15 protein-coding genes and 1 tRNA gene are annotated in these 20,308 nt (G+C 54.2%); 9 read left to right on the top strand and 7 right to left on the bottom strand.

Features of this window, described 5'->3' with window-relative positions; translation table 11 throughout:
* Positions 1-315: 315 nt before the first annotated feature.
* The 4 genes from RBB77_RS14350 to RBB77_RS14335 all read left to right on the top strand — a co-directional run bounded on the left by RBB77_RS14350 (position 316) and on the right by RBB77_RS14335 (position 6,696).
* Entirely contained in the window at positions 316-2,409 is a 2,094-nt protein-coding gene (locus RBB77_RS14350) for a sigma 54-interacting transcriptional regulator (RefSeq protein ID WP_353062429.1), read from the top strand.
* Between the two features lie 987 nt (positions 2,410-3,396).
* Positions 3,397-4,785 carry a carboxypeptidase-like regulatory domain-containing protein gene (locus tag RBB77_RS14345; protein WP_353062428.1) on the top strand — a complete coding sequence of 463 codons (1,389 nt, stop codon included), beginning with the start codon at positions 3,397-3,399 and terminating at the stop codon, positions 4,783-4,785.
* Positions 4,782-6,536, top strand: coding sequence for a carboxypeptidase-like regulatory domain-containing protein (locus RBB77_RS14340; protein WP_353062427.1), 1,755 nt, complete (start codon positions 4,782-4,784; stop codon positions 6,534-6,536). The genes RBB77_RS14345 and RBB77_RS14340 overlap by 4 nt, the downstream gene beginning before the upstream one ends.
* A gap of 72 nt (positions 6,537-6,608) precedes the next feature.
* A tRNA-Ser gene (locus RBB77_RS14335) sits at positions 6,609-6,696 on the top strand.
* 84 nt (positions 6,697-6,780) lie between these two features.
* On the opposite strand, the gene RBB77_RS14330 is transcribed toward RBB77_RS14335, so the two are convergent.
* Both RBB77_RS14330 and RBB77_RS14325 read right to left on the bottom strand, forming a co-directional pair.
* A complete protein-coding gene (locus tag RBB77_RS14330; protein WP_353062426.1) occupies positions 6,781-7,188 on the bottom strand; it encodes an alpha/beta fold hydrolase in 408 nt (135 codons plus the stop codon).
* Positions 7,189-7,439: 251 nt separating this feature from the next.
* On the bottom strand, positions 7,440-8,264 hold the full coding sequence (locus tag RBB77_RS14325) for an alpha/beta fold hydrolase (RefSeq protein ID WP_353062425.1): 825 nt from the start codon (positions 8,262-8,264) through the stop codon (positions 7,440-7,442).
* Between the two features lie 386 nt (positions 8,265-8,650).
* Here RBB77_RS14325 and RBB77_RS14320 point away from each other — a divergent pair, with 386 nt between their 5' ends.
* Positions 8,651-9,364, top strand: coding sequence for a DUF4386 domain-containing protein (locus RBB77_RS14320; RefSeq protein ID WP_353062424.1), 714 nt, complete (start codon positions 8,651-8,653; stop codon positions 9,362-9,364).
* A 500-nt stretch (positions 9,365-9,864) separates the two neighbouring features.
* Here the strand turns inward: RBB77_RS14320 and RBB77_RS14315 are convergent, their stop codons facing one another.
* Together RBB77_RS14315 and RBB77_RS14310 are read right to left on the bottom strand one after the other, a co-directional pair.
* The gene (locus tag RBB77_RS14315; RefSeq protein WP_353067634.1) at positions 9,865-10,029 is read right to left on the bottom strand and encodes an HGGxSTG domain-containing protein; all 165 of its coding nucleotides are present in this window, start codon (positions 10,027-10,029) and stop codon (positions 9,865-9,867) included.
* Positions 10,030-10,452: 423 nt separating this feature from the next.
* Positions 10,453-10,797, bottom strand: coding sequence for a hypothetical protein (locus RBB77_RS14310; protein WP_353062423.1), 345 nt, complete (start codon positions 10,795-10,797; stop codon positions 10,453-10,455).
* Here RBB77_RS14310 and RBB77_RS14305 point away from each other — a divergent pair.
* Positions 10,786-11,436: a tetratricopeptide repeat protein gene (locus RBB77_RS14305; protein WP_353062422.1), complete on the top strand. Its 651-nt coding sequence runs from the start codon at positions 10,786-10,788 to the stop codon at positions 11,434-11,436. The genes RBB77_RS14310 and RBB77_RS14305 overlap by 12 nt on opposite strands.
* A gap of 257 nt (positions 11,437-11,693) precedes the next feature.
* Here RBB77_RS14305 and RBB77_RS14300 read toward each other — a convergent pair whose 3' ends face one another.
* On the bottom strand, positions 11,694-12,959 hold the full coding sequence (locus tag RBB77_RS14300) for a glycoside hydrolase family 27 protein (RefSeq protein WP_353062421.1): 1,266 nt from the start codon (positions 12,957-12,959) through the stop codon (positions 11,694-11,696).
* 438 nt (positions 12,960-13,397) lie between these two features.
* Here RBB77_RS14300 and RBB77_RS14295 point away from each other — a divergent pair, with 438 nt between their 5' ends.
* From RBB77_RS14295 to RBB77_RS14285, 3 genes are all read left to right on the top strand, one after another.
* Positions 13,398-16,070, top strand: coding sequence for a glycoside hydrolase family 95 protein (locus RBB77_RS14295; protein ID WP_353062420.1), 2,673 nt, complete (start codon positions 13,398-13,400; stop codon positions 16,068-16,070).
* A gap of 177 nt (positions 16,071-16,247) precedes the next feature.
* Positions 16,248-16,637, top strand: a complete 390-nt coding sequence (rbsD, locus tag RBB77_RS14290; protein ID WP_353062419.1) for a D-ribose pyranase — start codon at positions 16,248-16,250, stop codon at positions 16,635-16,637.
* A gap of 232 nt (positions 16,638-16,869) precedes the next feature.
* Complete coding sequence (locus RBB77_RS14285; protein WP_353062418.1) at positions 16,870-17,904, top strand: LacI family DNA-binding transcriptional regulator; 1,035 nt, start codon at positions 16,870-16,872, stop codon at positions 17,902-17,904.
* A gap of 9 nt (positions 17,905-17,913) precedes the next feature.
* On the opposite strand, the gene fucP is transcribed toward RBB77_RS14285, so the two are convergent.
* On the bottom strand, positions 17,914-19,266 hold the full coding sequence (gene fucP / locus RBB77_RS14280; protein ID WP_353062417.1) for an L-fucose:H+ symporter permease: 1,353 nt from the start codon (positions 19,264-19,266) through the stop codon (positions 17,914-17,916).
* A 28-nt stretch (positions 19,267-19,294) separates the two neighbouring features.
* Positions 19,295-20,308, bottom strand: coding sequence for a zinc-binding alcohol dehydrogenase family protein (locus RBB77_RS14275; protein ID WP_353062416.1), 1,014 nt, complete (start codon positions 20,306-20,308; stop codon positions 19,295-19,297).

Below are 20,308 nucleotides of genomic sequence, written 5' to 3'. Positions count from 1 at the left end.
TATGTGGAAAGGTTTGAAAAGCTAGCCGACGTTGCTCACCAACGCATAAGCAACCCTGTTGCCAGAAAACGCAGAAGTTATTGGTTCCGCAAGCATTTGATAATAAAGCGATAAATTCCTTGTTCATAAATAAGTGAGGTTGGAACGGAGATTCGCATGCCAGCGTATTGACTGCATGCCAAATTGTTGGCAGCGGCGTCTAACTAACCAACGAAACTTCCAATTCCACGCCAATGTCGTGACAGCTTGCCACCTTATCGCCCATATCTTCATCTATCAGAAATCGATGGAAGAAAAGGAGGTTATCAGCCAGGTATGAGGAGTTCACCTCTTCGCCGTGTTTCTTCGGAAGGTAGCACCTCGCACGTCGAAGAGATCGAGGTGCTCTTACGCTTTGCGCGGAACCTGGATGTTTATCGCGATCCAGGGCAACTCCTGCGTTCCCTCCCTGCAGAACTATCCTCCGTTGCAGGTTCAAATACCACCGCTTTGGTTCATGTGATTGGCGGCGATTCATCAGCGTATGCGGTCGACGCTGACGGCTTCACAATCAATCTCGAACCCGAGTTGCCACAATGGCGAGCTGAAATAGAGGAGTTTTTATCCGGACACCCGCAGCCAGTGCTCGTCACGTCGCTGGATCGGGAGGCTCGATTTCCTGGCGTCTTTCAATTCTTCCGTGCCCACGGAAACCATTCGCTTTGCGTCCTTCCTCTAAATGGATCATCCGGTGGACTGGGAGCTATCTGCTTTGCCAAGAAGCAAGACGACGGTTTTTCTGAGAAAGAGGTTAGCCTTCTCTTTTTCTTGGCGGATTATGTCGGGTTAGCAATTGATGACAGGCTAAATCTCGCGCACTCAGAGGCTGCCAGGGCTCAGCTACAGAGCGAACAAACGAAGCTCAATCTTTTTCTCGATCTCAGCAATAGCGTCGTGTCCAATCTGGAATTGGGTGAGATGCTCCGCTCAGTTTCGCCAAATATTCGCAAGACCATGCGACTGCAAGGCGTGGCGGTGATTCTGCCCGACGCAACAGCTGAGCATCTTCAACTTTACGCGGTGGATTTTCCAGATGGGAAAGGCGAGCTGCTACAGGATCTGTCGAAGCCGCTCGAAGGGTCGCTCGCTGGGCAGGTCTTTCGCTCCGGAAAGCCTTGGATTGGGGATCTTGAAGAATGGAGCCGATCGGGTTTTGACAACACCGTTCGCCACGGCGAGGACTCGATGAGTATCTGCTTGCTTCCGCTGCTTCGCTGCAGAAATGTGTTAGGCGTCCTGTGTTTAGTCAGGGCACAGAAGAACGCGTTCATGCGGGAGGATGTTGAGTTTCTCTCGCAGATCGCAGGTCAAGTAGCTATTGCTATCGACAATGCGTTTGCCTATCGACGCATTACTGAGCTTTCAGACAAACTCACGCAGGAGAAGCTCTACCTTGAAGATGAGATTCGCAGCGAGCTCAACTTCGAGGAGATAATTGGGAACAGCGCTGTGCTTCGACAGGTGCTGCGGCAAGTCGAAGCAGTTGCGCCTACCAATTCAACGGTTCTTATTGAGGGTGAGACGGGAAGCGGAAAGGAACTCATCGCTCGTGCTGTGCATAACCTCAGCCGCCGTCGCACCCATCCCTTTGTGAAGCTGAATTGCGCTGCGATTCCTACCGGTTTGCTGGAGAGCGAACTCTTTGGGCATGAAAAAGGAGCATTTACTGGCGCAATCGCTCAGAGAATGGGCCGATTCGAGTTGGCATCGCAAGGGACCATCTTTCTCGATGAAGTGAGTGAGATTCCACTGGATCTCCAGCCGAAGCTGCTTCGCGTCCTGCAGGAGCGAGAGTTCGAACGGTTGGGAAGCTCGCGCACCTTACGCACAGATGCACGTTTGATCGCAGCTACAAACCGCGATCTCAATGCGATGGTGGAAGAACAGATTTTTCGGTCCGACTTGTTTTATCGACTTAATGTGTTCCCCATTCATGTCCCGCCCCTTAGAGAGCGCAAGGAAGACATTCCCTTTCTGGTGAGACACTTCGCCCAACATTTTGCGCGCAACATGTCTAAAGAGATTGACACTATTTCAACCGAGACTATGAATTCAATGGTTGGCTATCCGTGGCCTGGAAATATTCGTGAGCTGCAAAATGTCATCGAGCGGGCGGTCATCTTATCGAAGGGCCCAGAACTTCAGGTGCCGCTGGACGGCCTAAAGGTGAAGAACGCCGAAATGGGCATCCAAACGAATGGAGCCACGACCCTGGAAGAGATCGAACGGAAGCATATCTTATCTATACTGGAGCAAACTAACTGGGTTTTTGCAGGCCCGAATGGCGCTGCAGCACGACTCGGATTAAAGCGTCCCACCTTGCAGTTTCGAATGCAGAAGTTAGGAATCTCGCGTCCCAGAAAACCCTGAAGAAAACCGCCGTATTTGTGCCAACGCTTTGGCATGCTGCCAACTTACCGGCATGCCTTCCGAGAGCATCGACGTTATGTGTCGATGTAAATAGCTCCTGCCACCAAAGATAGAGACTCATCGCATTTTAGGAATGCGGATTGCTAGCAGCAATGAATTACAGGATGGACGTTAGTGAAGCTTGGGGAGCAAACTGTGCCTCGGCCTTCGGTCTTCGCAATCCAGACCGGAGAAACCAGTCATGTAGTTTGCGACCGGAGAACACTCACCGACACATCAGTTTGTAAGGACGAGCAAGATGTTACGAATCACGATGACCGAGGATTCATCGGAGCAACGGTGGGTGCTTCAAGGCCGGATGACATCATCGTTTTTGAAGGATCTGACCGAAAGTTGGCGAGTCAGTCAAGATCGTCGGCCAGCACAGAATCGTGTCGTCGATCTTGACGAGGTTACGTGTATCGATAAAGACGGCGAACAGGTACTCCTGATGATGATGAAGGATGGAGCGAGGTTTGTAGCAAGCGGTTTGTATACGAAACATCTCCTGGAATCCCTGTCAAAGATCAATGCGAACTCTCTGACCGAATCTGAAAGAGGCTGACGAAACGGCAACTCCTGACCTTCTTCGTTCGAGTTTTGTGCATTTGGCTCCATCAACCAAAGTGATCAGCCAGAAATGTGGTGGAAGCATCATCATTCTCACTAATATGAGTTGAGAACGTCTTATTTCTGGCGAGGTGCCCCTTCGTGTCTCCACACCGAATCGTTTGCCGTTCCCCACGCGACGGTTCGATACCTGCCTTTCTAACTCTAGTTTGTATCTTGCTCGCTCTCCAGGCCACCTGCGGCGCCCAGACTAGTACAGGACCAGGCACATTGGTTGCGTCTTCGGGCGCGCCGGACTCGGTAATTGGTCGAGTGATCAATGCCGTCACGGACCAACCCGTTCGCAGAGCTCTGGTTCGACTCAATAACCGAGCTGTGTTGACCGATAGCGAGGGTAAGTTCAGGTTCGAGCAGAACACCGACACCAACGCGAATATCCTCGCAACAAAACCTGGGTTTTATGCCAGCCCAGAGTACGGTGATGCCGGTAATCTTTATCTACAATCCTCCCAACTGGCGATACCGCTTGAACTTCGCCTCTACCCGGAGGCGCTGCTCACCGGCGTAGTGTTGGCTCCCGACGGAACTCCACTTTCGGGTATTTCGGTGAGTGCGATGAGGAGTGTTTACGACGATTCCGCGCGTCGCTGGATGCCGGTGGGCCAGGGTCAAACGGACTCGCATGGAGGTTTTAGAATCCCCGTGCCAGCAGGCCAGTACCGCTTGCAAACCCGCTACATTCTGCGGGATCGCACTATTGGTGAAGCCGTGCTACCAGTCGCGGTTCCGAATATAAGCTCCGGTGATACGTCACAGCTAATCAGGATTCACAGTGGAGGGGAAGAAAACTTTGAGCTCCGGCCGACCGTGAACCCTACGCACACGGTCGGAATATCGCATTCCGGGTCCGATCGAGGCTTCATGAGAATCTCTGCCCGCGCCAGCAATGGAGGCACTTTACAGGTGAACTCTACCGCAGGCAACGGCGACGAGACGAAGATTCAACTACCTCAGGGAACGTATACGTTGACGGCGAGGTTGATGGCAAACGCAGATGCTGCCGAGATGGCCGAGACCACAATTACGGTTCCGGATCACGACATCTCCGGAGTGGTTTTAAGATTCTCTCCTGTGCCATCAATTCCGCTGGAGTTGGTGGTCGATGGCTCTTCGAATACGGATGGTACTCCACCGGGGCTGTCCCAGTTGGGACTTGTCCTGAACAGTGAACAGGCCGATTCAGATGGTGGGTACGCCGGAGTGGGGCTGTCGTCCAAGCCCAATCAGACTTTCTTCTTCCTGGCTCCGCCCGGCAACTATCGATTGGTAGGTCGCAACAGCGGCACCTGGTATATCAAGTCTGTCAGCTATGGTGACTCCGATTTACTAACGCAAAATCTCGTTGTCGCACCAGGAGCCTCAGGTATTCCGATTCGCATTACTGTCAGCAGTGAGACCGGCAGTCTGCAAGGAGCGGCAAAGCTCAACGGCAATCCCGTAGCAGCCTGGGTCTATTTGATTCCGAACGGGCCGAGCGCGCAAGCGAACTACAACACCCGCAGTAGCTCGACGGGGAGCTACAACTTTGCTCATCTCCCGCCGGGAAGCTATAAGGCGATCGCGTTTGAGCGGCAGCACGCGGTGGACTACCGCACTCCCGGTGGCCTGTCTCCATTCGACGATCGCGCAAGTTCCGTGACGATTAACGTCGGCGACAAGCCCACGTTAAACCTCGACGCTGTGCCGGCCGTCGAGGTGATCCCATGATACGGAGACTGGTATGCGCTGCTCTTCTGGTCTTTGCTGCTGCGTTGTGCGGAGGCGTCGGGCACACCCAAACTCGACCGCAGACGAAACCCGAGGCGAAACACAACCCTGTCGCACAGTATGGAATTACAGGTATCGTTGTCAGCAGTGTCGATGGGAGCCTGGTACCGCATTGCAGGCTAACGCCTAGTCCGGAGATGTCTGGAAACTTTGGCAACCGCCGCCGCGTTCCTCCGTCGACCGAAAGCTTCGAAGCCGATGACCATGGTCGTTTCTCGATAACGCTTCCTACGGCTGGAGCTTGGCATCTTAGAGCGAGCGCCCGGGGTTATGTCAGCCAGGCTTATGAGGAGCACGGTGCTTTTGCTTCCGCCGTTGTGCTGACAGCAGACTCGCCGACGCTCGATATCCAATTCACAATTAGCCCTGAAGCCAGCATCAAAGGTTTCGTTCTAGATGAAGCCGGGGACGCCGTCAGAGACGCGCAAGTCGCACTTCATTTTGTGCCGCCGCCGAGTCCGGGGGGTCCGCAGGCTGCGGCAAGCACGCGAGCGTTCGCCCAAACCGATGACCGTGGTGCGTATGAGTTAGCCAATCTGTCCCCGGGAAGCTATCGCGTTGCGGTGCAGGCGCACCCCTGGTACGCTCAGGCTGCGCAACAAGGCGGAGCCTCGGCAGCCGATCCTTCACTCGACTTCGCATATCCCTTGACATGGTTCCCAGGCAGCGACGATGCTGCGACATCTGAGACGGTTGTTCTGCATGCCGGAGACACCCGTCAGGCAGATTTTCATCTTATCCCCATCCCTTCTATCCATCTGAAAATTGTTCCGCCGTTCGGGGTGGCGGCGACAGTCGACGGCCGCCAGAGGCTGGCATTTCCTATGGTCGAAGAAATTGCTCCAGGTTCAGAAGGTCCCCGCCCAATTTCGATTACGACCCAACAGGACTCACAAGGGCAATTCGATGTTAGCGGTCTGACTCCCGGTCTGTATCAGGTGAGGCTGGCGACGCCGGGCCAGGAGCGGCACGCAACAATGGTCGAAGTGACAGCGAACTCGGTTCGAACACTTGATCTCGGCGCTCCGCCGACCAACATCGCCAGAATTACCATTCATATCGATGGATCTTCTGATGCAGCGGAAGAGTTCGGCGGCAGACGCGGCGGGGGCCTCAGCGTCAGCTTAGTCGATACCGATACCCAGCGTGGGACATTTTCTTCTATGAACGGCGAGGGTGGATTTGCTGGCCGCACCGAATCGAGAAACCCGACCGCAGATCGCATCATTGAGGCTCCTCCGGGACGTTACGAGGTCGTTTTGCAGGGACGACCGACCATCTATCTCACTGGACTAAGCGCCAAGGGAGCCCAGGCGTCGGGACGGTACGTTACGGTGTCAGCAGGTGAGACAACTCTGACAGTGCATGTTGCGAGTGGCCGCGCGAATCTCAGCGGAATCGCGACTCTTGAAGGAAGGGCTGTGGTCGGCGCAATGGTCCTGTTGGTCCCTATCACGATCGAAGAGCCCGACTCGATTGGTTTCTTACGGCAGGACCAGACCAATACAGACGGAAGTTTCGATATCGATAATGTAATTCCGGGACGATACATCTTGGTGGCCATCGATCATGGATGGCAGATCAACTGGGGAGATCGATCAACACTGCGTCGCTATTTAACGCATGGTGTACCGATCGAGTTAAGACCGTCCGTGGCGATGAAGCAGAACATAAATGCTCAGACACCATGAGGATCAAGACAGGTGTGAGGCAAAATACAAGCCTCGAATTGTGTTAGATTCAAAAAGGCTCACAAATGCTGCGGAGAGATGGCCGAGTGGCTGAAGGCGCACGCTTGGAAAGCGTGTATACCGCAAGGTATCCAGGGTTCGAATCCCTGTCTCTCCGCCACTGATTTACCTAAACCCCTACAGGTCAATAAAGTACAACAAAATTAGCGCTTTAGCCGAGACAATCGCTGTCTCGCTTTTCTCGCTAATACCCTGTTTTTGCGCCTTTTCTACATAAAAACAGTACCACGGGCAGAAAACAGTACCACGGAATTTCCCAATAGCATCCAAACGGGCTACTTGCATCGTTTGCAGATTGCCCCACTTCAGGCGCATAGGCCGTTACATACACAAGAGCTGCCACCTTGAAGTCGTCGCCCGCCTGGGTAATCACAGCACCGCCCCAGGAGTGGCCTACGAGAATCACAGGACCATCCTGTAGTGCGATAATTCTTTTTGTGAAAGCCACTTCGTCAGCCATCGAAGTCATTGGATTCTGTACTGCGACTGCTTTGTAGCCCAATTCTTGCAACAACGGAATGACCTTCGACCAACTAGAGCCATCCGCGAACGCGCCGTGAACAAGAACGATGTTCTTTACGACCGAAGACATAGCAATCTCCCAGTGCTTCCGATTCGCTTGACCTAACAAGATACCCTGACGTCTTGCTAGGGCTTAAATAGCTTTCTGTGCGATGTTCATCGACCAGCCCGAGACCTTCGCTAGTCCTTGCAGGATGGCAGGGCGCAACTGACCAATATCTGGCCGTTGGTCTTGCCTGTCATGCCGACAAGGTCTAATGTCGGCTCGGTACTCGGCGAACCAAAGGAAGAGATACCTCTAACTCGCCGAGCAATTTGCGTTTACGACTTTATGAATTCGAGAAGATCGGCATTGATCTGGTCGGCGTGCGTGGTCGGCATCCCGTGCGGCAGGCCCTGGTAGACCTTCAGTATGCCGTTCTTCAAGAGCTTGGCAGCCAGCGGACCTGCGTCGGCGAACGGCACGATCTGGTCGTCCTCGCTATGCATCACCAGCACCGGAACGGTGATCTTCTTGAGGTCTTCGGTGAGGTCGGTTTCCGACAGGGCCTTGATGCAGTCATATTGAGCCTTTGTCCCACCCATCATTCCCTGGCGCCACCAGTTATCGATCACTCCTTGCGAAACCTTCGCGCCGGGACGGTTGAAGCCGTAGAAGGGGCCTTCGGGGACATCGCGGTAGAACTGCGCGCGGTTGGCCATGCCGGCGCGAAAGCCGTCGAAGAATTCGATTGGCAGACCACCCGGATTCGACGCCGACTTGATCATCACCGGAGTGATGGCGCTGATGAGCACTGCCTTGGCGACGCGGCCGTTGCCTCCGTACTGGGCGACATAGCGGGCTACTTCGCCGCCGCCGGTCGAATGGCCGATGTGGATGGCGTTTTTGAGGTCGAGATGCTCCACCAGGGCGGCGCTATCGGCTGCATAGGTGTCCATGTCGTTGCCGAGATCGGTCTGGGTCGACCGTCCATGACCGCGGCGGTCATGCGCGATCACTCGGTATCCGCGCAGCAGGAAGAACAGCATCTGATTGTCCCAATCGTCTGCGCTCAGCGGCCAGCCGTGGTGGAACACGATCGGCTGACCTGTTCCCCAATCCTTGTAGTAGATCTCTGTACCGTCCTTCACTGTGATGCTGCTCATGAGTCGTTCTCCTGTCGGGTTGTCTGCTCTTGTTAGTTAACAGCCGGATCCATGACTCTTTACCGTCTCTATGGTGAACGCCGGGTGAGTTGACGATAACAGGGGCTGATGAAACCTGGGTTAGGATCCGATCTTCGGTTCAGTTCTCGGAAACGCGCTTCTCGTCACTTGACTCCCGGATGGTCGGCAACCCTTCCGTTACGCGCCCGAACGGCCAACGACGGGGTAAGGTGCGTGCGGGTTGCCCGTCATACAACCGGAATCCGGATTAGCCCTGGGTGCAGAGGTTCTGTGCAAAATCTCCTGGTTTTGTTGTCTGGCGTAACATTTCAGCAGCCTTCGGCGTCTCTCCGATAGACCAGGCTCCTTACAACAAGGAAGGGAAGATGAGTTCCATGAAGAACCCAGGCAGACTCGCAGGTCTGCTGTATGTACTCTTCTCAATACCGGGCGTCTTCGCCATGGTCTATGTTCCCAGCAAGCTAATCGTGCACGGAAACGCAGCGGCGACGGCCAACAACATTGCGGCCTCCGAGACGCTTTTTCGCCTCGGCATCGTGGCCCAACTCATCAGCCAGGCCGGTTTTATCTTCGTGGCTCTGGTGCTATACGACCTGCTCAAGGGGGTCAACCGGCGGTACGCCTCGCTCATGGTGATATTGGTTGTTGTCTCGATCCCGATAGCGTTTCTGAATGAGCTGAACTCAATCGCTGCCCTCGTTCTCGTGCGCGGGGCTGACTTCCTATCCCTATTTGAAAAGCCTCAGCGGGATGCTCTGGCTATGCTGTTCCTCAATCTTCATTTTCAAGGACTTTTTGTTGACGAGATATTTTTTGGTCTGTGGCTTTTACCGCTCGCGCTGCTCGTGTACGGGTCGCGATTGCTGCCGCGCTTCCTGGGCGTCTGGCTCGCCATCGATGGCTTGGCGTGGGTGTTCTTGAGCCTTACGGGCCTACTGTTGCCGCAATACTACGACAAGGTGTTTACCTACGCTCAGCCCGCCTCCTTCGGGGAGGTAGCGTTTATGCTGTGGCTTGTCATCAAAGGCGCCAGGGCGCCAACGCTGGACGCCACAGCCTTATCGTCGGCGCTTAGTTAGGATGCACTTCGCGGTTTGTCGGCAAACCGCACCTTACTCTCCCGAGCTCGGACCGGACATGGTCCTGATCGAACTGACCCCGCGGCCTCGCACGCCTTCGGCATTCTGGGAAAATGCGCTGATTAGGTGTTTGCGCAGGCGAGACAGTAAAGCGCTTACGCAAGAAGCTGCGAGGCCCTTCAGTTGATCCGCAACAGGTAGTCGTATGCTGCATGGTCCAGTTCGTGCTTGATGGAGACGGAGTAGGCACCAGCCCTCAGGCCAGTAATTCTCAGAACCTGAATCTGAACCATTGATAACAGGCCTTCGCAATCATTGAGCGACCCGGCGATTAATCACTTGTCGAGAACCGCCATCTGACCATAAATCACTTTCGTCTTATCGTTCATACAAGCCAACCCAAATCACCGCAATTCGCCCTGTCACGGCGGTACAGAGCTTGTACCTAATAGCGCATCTGACACCGATAAGCACTTCGTATCTAAGCTTTTCTCAGTCCCCTATAACTTCAGGCCGCGTGTCAGATTGCTTAGGCTTCGGGCCCTACCTTCGGCCGTCTTCGGACCGGTGCTCGCCCCACCGTGCCACTTGCAACGCCCGTTCGGATATATTTCCTGGCTTTGGCAAGGATGTCCAGACTGCCGCCCTCTGCCGCCACACACCATCCCCCGGCACTCTCGAGGAAAGTCTGGCCACGGAGACAGCGCCGGCAGAGGTGGCCAAAATCCGTGACTCACAAAGAAGGAGGCCCTACGTTGAGCTTCTTCTTCGTCGTTCATGATTCTCAGCCGCAACTCTTCAACGCGTGCGTGCTCCAGCCAATATTCTTTGAGCGAACGGCGGCGTCCCTCTTGCGCGTTCTTGCGTTCTAGGTCAGTTTCGTTGCCTCTGCTGCAGCCCATTCATTTTCTCCCACTACGGTTCTCAACTCGATCATTTACTGCAGCACTGCCTGACACAAGCACTCACAGATAACGGAACCTATGGAGCTCAATCTAATCACGACGATAGAAAATCAATTGTTCTTATGGATAATCGAAACTAGGCTCCGCGCCTTCCGCGCTTACACTGATAATCTCTACACCGGGCTACCCTTTGAACACGCCGGCATTACTTGTGAGAGCTGTCACGGTGACAGCCGGCAACATCTTGCATCGCGCGGACAAGCACCGGTCGTCAATCCTATGAAACTCTCTCAGGTTCGGAGAGACGGCATCTGCAACGTCTGTCATCTCGAAGGCGACACCAGCGTCGAACACCGAGATCGTTCCGTACTCGACTTCAAGCCAGGAGATGACCTCAACGATTTCATATCGTACTTCATCTATATCGGTGAGAACACCACTCGCCGCGCTGTCAGCGAGATCGAGCAGTTCAACTCCAGTCGCTGTAGGATCGCTAGCGGCCCAAGGATGTCGTGTATGAGTTGTCATGATCCTCACATCTCGCGAGTTGATTTCTTCCGAACGAAATGCCTCGTCTGTCACTCGCAGGTCAAATATGCGGCCCAACACTACCCATCCAATCCAGATTGCACCAACTGCCACATGCCGCGGACCGGGGCACAGAACATTCCTCATATCGCCTGGACCGATCACCGAATCCGCCAGCATCCCAACCAACCAGACCTTGCAGCAGTTCCCACTAAAACACGAGAGCTGGTCCCAATCTTGACCGAGAATAGCAGCCCACGCGATTTCGCTTTGGCTTACTACAATCTGGTGGTTGTTAAAGGGCTCACCGCCGAACGGCCGAGGGCATGGCAGATGCTCCTCGCCGCCGAGCGATCCGACCCCAATGATCTCGCAGTGCTAAGAGCGCTTGGAATTACAGCTGAGTTGAACAGGGACGACGCCCACGCAAGAAACTATTATGTGGCGGTCTTGAAGAAGAACCCGGACAACCTGGCGGCTGGCACGAATCTAGGAACGCTCCTAGCAAATTCAGGTGACCTCGAAGCTGCGGCGACTCTATGGAAACAGACCTTTCGTCAGAACGCCGACATCCCGGAGCTAGGCCAGAATCTAGCCAGAGCTCAATGCACGCTGGGGCAGAAAGATGCCGCTGAATAGACCCTCAAAATCGTGCTCACTTACAGCCCCGGTTTAAGTCAAGCACGTCATGCACTCATCGCGATGGAAGATGGCAGCCAGCCCTGCCTCAGGCGTCCAGCCAGCGAGAACAAATTAAAACGGATACGACAGGAGGCCGGCCTTCAAACCCTTTCGAACGAAATCTAAACAATCATTGACCGAATCGGTCGTCTCCGTGGAACAGACGGCAGTGGGGTAAAACTGTACCCACGGGTTCACAGCGCTGACGATACTTGTTACTGCGTGACTTTGTAGAACATGCTGGCATGCGGGGCTAACGAGAGATGTATGCCACTTCGGTCGGCCTCATCACCCGCCGCATCGCGTTGCTTCCATAGATTTCGCACGCTGGAAGCTTGGGCGACTAAACCAAGGCTCTGCCACGACAGCTGGACTGATTTAGTGGTATCCGCAATATTGAAGACTGCGACGTACCGTGCCGGAGACTCACTGCCCGACATGCTTCCTTCAGCGGTCCAGGAGATAACCCCATCCTTGCGGTACACCTCATGGCCGTGCGTGCTGGTTTGATTGACCGCGATTACATCGGCGTTGGTGAGAAGACCAAAGGTAAAGTCATCACTAGTTGGAAGGTCGCCACCAAACATGAGCGGCGAGCGGAAGATCGACCACAGGGTCATCAGGGTGATCTGTTCATCATGACTCAAGAGGCTACTACGATCATTGCCACGCTCGCCACGAATAGAGATGTGTCCGAGCGGCAGCATGTCAGCATCCGGCCAGCCACCAGGAGAAGAGTCGTTCTCCCACAGATGCGCACGATCAAACTGCTCTTTTACATCAGCCCATCTATCCCAGAAGTCATTGGAGATACGCCACATCTGTGCGTCTGTCTTAAGTTCACGATACTTATAGATAGGCGAAGGGCCTGGCGAAAGACTGAGTATGATTGGACGACCAGTTTTTTTCAGCGCGACACTTAGCGCACGAATTTCAGGTCCCCGAAACGGCCGGCTCATATCATCGGCTTTGACGAAGTCCACACCCCACGAAGCGTACAGCCGGGCGATCGAGTCATAATAGTCCTGTGAGCCCGGCTTGCTCATGTCGATGCCATAGGTATCCTCCATCTGCGGCCACTTGCAAACATTCACCTTATCGGCGATGTCGGCGGCGTGATATTTCGAGCCCTGGATCGGTAAATTTTTATCTACAGCCTCGCGAGGAATTCCGCGCATGATGTGGATTCCGAACTTCAAACCCTTGCTATGAACGTAATCGGCGAGCGGCTTAAAGCCCCCATCATTCACGGCAGAGGGAAAGCGATTGTACGACGGAATGAAGCGGCCGAATTGATCCATTGTGACTCTGCCCCGAGGTATGTAGCCATGGGCATGGGCATCGGGTTGATACCACTCGATGTCGACGACGATGTACTGCCATCCAAACTTTGCCAGTTTCGCCGCTAAAACATTCGTGTTCGCCTTGACCTCATCTTCGCGTACGGAGGGGCCAAACGAATCCCAGCTGTTCCAACCCATAGGCGGAGTAGGAGCGAGGAGTGAGCGGTTTGCGCTCTGCGTCTGCGATCGGGAGAAAATTGATGAGGCCAAAATGGCGAGAGTGGTGAGATGGCACAAGATGTAACGAAATTTCATTCCAATGGCCTTTGCAAAGCATCGTTGAAAAACAATTGTCAGACGAACTGGTAAGAGCGTCCGAGAATATGGGCAGGACCTGCGTAAGTGTGATAGCAGGAATTCTGCGAGAACGATCGATATTGACAGTTGTACGATTGGCACGACTAATTGCGACCTCATCGACCACGCCCGTTTGAAGCGATACTCAAAAATAAAATTCTATTTAGCTCTTGCCCATCGCTCAGTAAGCGTTTACTTTGACGAAAGCATGAATACCTGTATAGCTCATCAGTTGTCAAACAGAAATTTCTGGTTTCAAAACAAGCAAGAGGAAGCCATATGACCTCCGCAACGACACGCCGCCGCTTCTTGGGACTTCTCGGACTCACCTTCGCCTCTTCCAAGCTGCCCGCAAGCCATGGCTCCGCATTTGCGAAAGCCGCCTTCAATGAAGGACTGGCAGAAGGAACAGAATCTCTGCTTTGGTTTCAGCAACCCGCGGCCCAGTGGGCTGATGCGCTGCCGCTCGGGAACGGGCGGTTGGGTGCGATGGTCTTCGGGGGTAGTGAAACAGACGCCCAAGATGTGGGACAAGAACGAATCGCTCTCAATGAAGACACGCTTTGGTCGGGCAACCCCCGAGATTGGAATAATTCCGAGGCCAAAGCCCATCTGCCGGTAGTTCGCAAGCTCGTGTTGGAAGAGGCTGACTATCAAGCCGCGGACCAGGAGTGTCGCAAAATGCAGGGCCCTTACAATCAGGCCTTCGAGCCGGTGGGCGACCTCCTTATAAAACTCGATCATCAAGAGGCGGTGACCGGCTACCGTCGCGAGCTGGATCTTGATAGGGGCATAGCTACTGTACGTTACGCGCTGCCAACTTCACTCCCTTCGGCAAATGGAGTTGCAGAGATCTACACGCGAGAGGTATTTGTCTCCGCTCCCGCGCAGGTTATTGTGGTGCACCTGGCTTGCAGCCGAAAAGGCGGACTGAATTGCACCGTCAGCTTTGTGAGCCAGTTGCAATCAAAGATAGAGGCGATCGACGGCCAGACGCTGCACCTCACAGGGAAGGCACCAAGCGAGTCTGTGCCGTTCTATCTGAAGAGTGACAACCCCATTCAATACAGTAAAGAAGAGGGCAAGGGGATGCGTTTCGCAGCGGTGCTTAATGCACAGCTGCTGGGTTCACCTACCGGCACACGAACGATCGACGGCAGAATCGAGCGTACGGCAGATGGAAGTCTCAGAATAGAAAGTGCCACCGCGGCCTTGCTTCTGGTGGGTATTTCTACAGGCTACAGAGGCTACAACGTAGCGCCCGATATGCCTTTGGCGGAGATTATTGCTGCGGCCGAAAAACCGGTGGCCCGAGCAAAGGGTGAATCGTACGAGAAGCTCTACGCTGCGCACCTAATGGATCATCAGGCGCTCTATCGTCGCGTCGCGATCGATCTCGGTAAAGAGCCAGGTGATGTGTCTACGCCGACCGATAAGCGTGTGGTCGACTTCGACGGACAACCAGATCCGGCGTTACTCGCGCTTTACTTCAATTTCGGACGATACATGTTGATAGCCAGCTCACGACCTGGCACCCAACCCGCCAATTTACAGGGAATTTGGAGCAATGAGTTGCGGCCACCGTGGAGCGCCAATTGGACCTCAAATATCAACGTGCAAATGAACTACTGGCCAGTGGAAACCTGTAATCTCTCCGAATGCCATCTGCCTCTCGCTGAAATGATCACCGACCTTAGCCACAATGGTCACACTACTGCGCAGGTCAACTATGGGGCCGATGGTTGGGTTTCGCATCACAACATCGACCTTTGGCGACAATCTGGCCCCGTCGGCATGGGCATGCAATTCGCCGACCCGACGTGGGCCAACTTTGCCATGAGCGGCCCATGGCTTTGCGCACACTTGTGGGAGCACTACCTGTTCTGTGGTGAGGAGGCCTTTCTGCGCACCGTTTATCCGGTGATGCGAGGCTCAGCCGAGTTTTGCATGAGCTGGATGATTGAAGACGGAAATGACAAGCTGACCACCTGTCCATCCTTCTCTACTGAGAACAGTTTTTTTGCGCCGAACGGCAAACCTGCGAACGTCAGCGCGGGGTGCACGATGGATCTTGCGCTGATTCGAGAACTCTTCGGCAACGTTCAACAAGCGGCAGTAATTCTCAAGCTTGATCAGGACTTTTCAGCGAAACTTGCAGAGGCTGTCAAACGGCTGCCGCCGTATAAGATCGGCCGGTGGGGGCAGCTACAAGAGTGGTCAATCGACTTTGGGGAGAACCAGCCGGGGCAGCGCCATATGTCGCATCTCTATCCGGTATACCCAGGAGCCGAGATAACGCCTCGCAGCAACCCAAGACTGGCAGCGGCAGCTCGCAAATCGGTTGAGCGACGGCTCGCAAACGGCGGTGCTTACACGGGGTGGAGTCGCGCCTGGGTTATCGGGCTGTGGGCACGCTTGGGAGATGGCGACATGGCGTGGGAGTCTCTCAGAATGTTGATTCAGCACAGCACAGGGCCGAATCTTTTCGATACACATCCATCCTGGGACTCAATGAAGACTGCCGTTGCTAATAGTAGTGGAGTGAATCGCGCCGATGTAGGTCAGGCCCCAAAACCGCATAGCATCTTCCAGATTGACGGCAACTTCGGCACGACGGCCGCGATTGCCGAGATGCTGATGCATAGTCATGATGGAGAGATCGCCTTATTGCCCGCATTGCCTTCGGCGTGGAAGGACGGCTCAGTACGTGGTTTGCGCGCGCGCGGCGGACTCGAGGTTTCCTTGCAGTGGAAAGGCGCCAGGCTCATTGCGGCCGAGGTTCTTGCATTGCGTACAGGAACCCACCAATTTCGCGTCCAGAAAGGTTTACGCGTCGCCCATGCGGCCACTTCCGGAGTTGCCACGAAGCTCTCCGTCGGCATCGAACCTGAAACCGTTACCCTTTCAGTACGCAAAGGGAAGCGGTACCAACTGAATATCGCGACTATTTAGTGGCGGCAAGTCAAGAGCCGTCCATAACCACCAACCTGACCGAGGTTATCCATCTCAAGCTAATCGCTACCTGATCAGCGATGGCAACGCAGAGAAATCATATAATCCCGAGTACTGCCACATGCTAAAGCCCTCTGCCGCAGCCTCAGCGACGTCAGTCATCACCATAAGGATTCTGTGATCAAGACAGGCGTAATTAATCCGGCCATTCTATCTCTCCTCTGCCGCGTGAGGCATACGAACACCCTCGTCATTGCCGATCGCGGTTTTCCCTTCTGGCCACAGGTTGAGACCGTCGACATATCTCTCACCGATGATCAGCCCACCGTTCTACAAGTGCTGCAAGCAATCCTGCCGAACTTTCAAGTCGGTGGCGCCCGCATGGCCTCAGAGTTCAACAGTGAAAACCCAGATCCAGTCAAAACCGCTCTTCTCCAATTGCTCGGCTGCATATCATTGGAATTTCTTCCACACGTCGAGTTCAAGCTGCTCGTCCCATCAGCCATAGGTCTCATCCGCACCGGAGATGTCCGTCCCTACGCCAATATCATCCTTGAATCAGCATGATGAAAATACACCACCTCCATCCGCTCGAGAACTCTGCCAATCGGATATGACTGCGCTAAGATAGCCGCCCTGCACATACGTCACAACTTTTCCATGCTTGCGAAAGGTAATGACGATACGGCATCGCCCCGCGAATCCGGCAACTCCGTAAGAACTTCTTCGGCGAATTTATTCAATCTCGTAATGCAGACCTCGGATTCATGACACGCTCCCATCTTGTATATTGCTCGTTATGCCTGTAAGGATGAAAGACATCGCCGCAGATCTCGGCATCTCCGTCGTCACGATCTCAAAGGTCCTCCGCGACCATCCGGATATCGGAGAGGAGACCCGCCAACGGGTTTTGCAGCGTGTAAAAGAGCTTCATTATCGGCCAAATGTCACAGCCCGCAGTCTGGTGACTGGACGCAGCTACCTCATAGGTCTCGTCGTCCCAGACCTCCTTCATCCTTTTTTCGCAGAAGTGGCAAAATCTCTGGCTCGCGTCATCCGAACCCGTGGGTACTCGTTAATCATCGCATCGTCAGAGGAGGATCCCGAACTCGAAGAACAGGAGATCGAACACATGGTTGCGCGAGGTCCTGATGGCCTGGTCATCGCCGCATCGACCCTATCGTCCGCTATTCTTCAGAGACTCGACGAGCAGCAACAAGCTTATGTTCTGATTGATCGCAAATTTACCGGACTTTCGGCAAACTTCGTTGGTACCGATGATATCGCAGTTGGAGATCTCGCAACCACGCATCTCATCAACCGCGGCTGTAAGCGCATCGCGCATATTCGCGGGCGGGAGAACAGCACCGGCGCGAAACGCCTGGAAGGATACAAGCGTGCATTGGAGCGCGGCGGCCTGAATTTCTCCGACAAATACGTCATTCTACGGGAGACTGTGGACATCGAAAGCAGACTCCAGGGAAACTTTGCCATGCAGCGTCTTTTGGCGATGCATCCGAAGCCCGATGGAGTCTTTTGCTACAACGACCCTATGGCCATTGGAGCGATGGAAGCGATTCTAGCCGCTGGGCTCCGCATACCTAAAGATATCGCCATCATCGGATGTGGCAATCTGCACTACTCTGATCTCTTGCGGGTTCCGCTTTCCAGCATAGACCAGCAGAGCGCCCTGATTGGCGCGCGTGCGGGAAAGTTGATGCTCAGCATTGTCGAGTCTAAGGCAACGCCGCAACCGAAGAGTGTACTGCTTGAACCGCATCTGGTGGAACGCGCATCCACGGCTCGTACTTCGCGCCAGACCGCGAAAGAATAACTCTGCAATTCAGCTTCGAACGAAGTCAGCTTTTCCGGCCTTCGCCACCGCTGCTGAGAAGGAAAACGCAGCCACGCAAATATACGACACCAACGGAACGATATAAGCCAGCGCAACGCTATGCCACCACTCAGAGATCAATCCCATTAGTGGCGTCAACACGGCCCCCCCAACGATAGCCATTACCAGAAAAGAACCGCCAATCTTTGTATTCGGACCAAGCCCTTTCAACCCCAACGCAAAGATGGTAGGAAACATGATCGACATAAAGAAGCTGGTGAAGAACACAGCAAATAGCCCCACCCACCCCGGAAAAAATATCGCAACCGCAACGAGTGCAACGTTGACCAGACTGTAATAACCCATGAGCTTTTGCGGCGCGATCCTTCGCATCAGCCACGCCGAACCAAACCGTCCCAAAGCAAACGCGATCAGCGTTCCGGTCAGAACTAGCCCGGCTAGCTTCTCGGTCTGATGGACGTAGGTTTGTACATACTGAATAAAGTAGCTCCACGTTCCCACCTGAGCGCCCACATACATAAACTGAGCTGCCACCGCCATCAGAAAACGCGCGCTGCCCAATAAGTCAGAGATCCGTCCATATTTCTCCTCCGAGATCTTAGTGGCGTCTTCGTTTGAAATACTCGGGAATTTAGTACAAATCAGAATCACGGCCAGAACGATTGCAATCCAACCTAGTGCCAGGTAAGGCTTGACAACGCGCAAGGTCTCGTAACGCAAGTAAGCCTCATAGGTATGCTGCGCCTTACTTAGACTAATCGCCTCCGGAGACAACTCTACGCCAGAGAAGATAAAGATCGTGCCGATGAGCACCCCTGTGATCGCGCCAAGAGGGTTGAACGCCTGGGCCAAATTGAGTCGCTGCTCAGAGCCTGCAGAATCGCCCAACTGAGTAATAAAAGGATTCGAAGCCGTCTCCAGAAAGGCGAGACCGCTCGCGATTACAAATAGGGCAGCCAGAAAAAAACTGTACCGCCCCACCAGCGCTGCCGGCCAGAAAAGAAATGTGCCCAGACCAAAGAGCAGAAGTCCCACTATCATTCCTATTTTGTATCCCGCCTTTCGCATCAACACTGCCGCCGGCATCGCCAGTAGAAAATACCCCATATAAAACGCCGATTGCACGAGCCCAGCTTCGAAGCGGGTAATCGTAAATGACTTCATAAACTGACGAATCAAGACATCGTTCAGGTTGTTCGGGATACCCCACAGGAAAAATAGAGATGTCACCAGAACAAAAGGAACAGTATTGCCCTCTCTGATTAGTGTCTTGCGCGGCGAAGGATCCGGCGTCCGCCCTACGGCGGATTGTTCAACGGAAGGAGTCGGAACAGGAAGCATAGTGGTGTTCTCACGAGTACAGATAAGGTCAATCGAGACGAATCATAATCTTGGAGAATCGAGACGGATCGCCGCTCCATGCGGCAAGCGCCTCCGCCGCCTCCTCTAGGGGGACAACGATACTAACCGCTTCGTCTAAGGGGAAGAGCCCCTGCTCCAGCATCTGGATGACAGCGTGAAAATCCTCCGGCAGAGCATTCCTCGAGCCAAGGATATCCAATTCTTTTTGCACGAAGAGCTTCGTCTCGTAGGCCACAGGCTCCTTCGCGTAGCCGATGTAAACAACGCGTCCCGTAAACGCAACCTCTTCCACTGCCGCACGAAACGTGTCTGGAAGACCGATCGCCTCGATCACAACATCGGGACCGAGTCCGCCAGTCATCTCTACCAGACGTTCGTGCAATCCCTCCTGCCTGGTGTTGATCGTGTCCGTCGCACCAGACTTCCGTGCGATATTCAACTTTTCATCGTCGACATCGATCGCAATGGTTCTCGCTCCCCTACAGTTGGAAGCCGCCACGGCACCCAAGCCCACACCGCCGCAACCAATGATTGCCACGGTATCGGTCTCAGTGACGCGTCCGCGTGCAACGGCGTGGAATCCAATAGTCAACGGCTCAACCAGGCAAAGCTCTTTCAACGAAAGGTTAGCGGGATACAACTTCTCAGGCGGCAGTGCAATGTACTCCGTCAAAGCGCCGTCTCGTTGAACGCCGAGCGTCTGGTTGAACTGGCACGCGTTGGGCCGACCGCGTTTGCAGGAGGCGCAGTGCCCGCAGCTTGTATAAGGTGAAAGAGTCACGTTCGTCCCTGCGGATAGAGCGGGGTGTCCAGGCGTATCGTCCAACACCGTAGCCGCGACCTCATGTCCAACAACACGAGGAAATGAAACCATCGGATTCTTTCCCCGGTAACTGTTCAGATCGCTGCCGCATAGGCCCACTCTCTTCACTTGCAATCGAACCTCACCCTCCGGGCATACCAACGGAGGCACCTCTTCGATTGCCACCTCTCCCGGTCTCTTCAATATCAATGCCTGCAT

The organism is Tunturibacter psychrotolerans, assembly GCF_040359615.1.
In the GTDB taxonomy this organism is placed as follows: Bacteria; Acidobacteriota; Terriglobia; order Terriglobales; family Acidobacteriaceae; genus Edaphobacter; species Edaphobacter psychrotolerans.
This window is presented reverse-complemented; position numbering and strand designations above follow the sequence as displayed.